This window comes from Kitasatospora nipponensis, from assembly GCF_039528135.1.
Taxonomy (GTDB): domain Bacteria; phylum Actinomycetota; class Actinomycetes; order Streptomycetales; family Streptomycetaceae; genus Kitasatospora; species Kitasatospora nipponensis.
Genome location: NZ_BAAALF010000513.1, coordinates 1 through 1,064, shown reverse-complemented (window position 1 = coordinate 1,064; position 1,064 = coordinate 1). Strand labels below are relative to the sequence as shown.

Genomic DNA, 1,064 nt, shown 5'->3' with positions numbered 1-1,064 from the left:
GGGGGCCTCGTCGGCCGCCTTGCGGGCGTCGGCCGCGACCTTCTGCGCGGACGCCGCGTTCGTCGTCGCGTCCTGGGCGAGCTTGGCGGCGTGCGCGAGCAGGCCCTGCATGGCCGCGATGTGGGCGGCCGCGTCCGAGTCGAGCTGCAGCATCCGGGGGTGGACGGTGGTGACGAAGGTGCGGCGCATCCAGCTCGGGCCCGCCAGCGCCACGGTCGCGGCCATCCTGGTGTACGGGCCCGCGGAGTCGATGGTCGAGAAGACCGCCACGTCGTCGTCCTGCGCCTGCGCCGGCGCGTACTTGACGGCGAAGAAGTCGTGCACGGCCGTGGCCGAGCCGTCGTCGAGCGCGTCGGTGGCCGCCTGGCGGACCGCGTTGCCGGGGTTCCCGCCGAGGATCCGGAAGATCGCCGCGGTCTGGTCGGTCCTGGCCGCCTCGATCGCGCCGGTGGTGAGGAAGGCGGTCGGTGCGCCCTGGTCGGTGGACTGCAGGGTCGCCTGGGCCGCGTTCGCCACGTCGGGCGTGGAGACCTGACTGATGAACAGGACGCTCTCGCGGTCGTCCTGCCGCTGCGCGATGATCCGGTCGGTGTCGATCCAGGTGAGCACCGACTCCTCACCGGCGGCCAGCGCGAACGCGGCGGCCTCGCGGGTCCAGGTGCCGTGCGACATGAGCAGGCTGAGGCAGGCGTTGCGGCCGTGCCCCACGGCGGCGGGGTGGTCGCCGGCCGCGAAGGCCTGCTCCGCCGCCGCGATCAGGTCCAGCGTGGCCGCGTCCGTGGCCTGCTGCTGGGTCAGCTGGTGACGGAAGTCGGCGAGGTCCTGCTGTTCGAGGGCGGCGAGCGCGGCGGCCTCGGCCTTGCCCTGGTCGGTGTACGCGTCGAGCTTGGCGAGTTCGGCCGCGCGCGCCTTCTGCTCCACGTCCTGCGCGTCCAGCACCGCCTTGACCGCGGCGTCGGCCGCCGCCTGGGCGTCGGCGGCGTACGCGGTGGACCGGTTGGCGAAGTCGACGGCCTTGCCCGCGTACTCCACGGCCTCGTCGGCGGCGGCCTCCGCCTTCTCCG

Annotated in this window: 1 pseudogene; it reads right to left on the bottom strand. The window is 74.4% G+C overall.

The features are described from left to right. Positions 1-1,064: pseudogene (locus tag ABD323_RS41570) on the bottom strand (ALF repeat-containing protein); the annotation flags it as partial.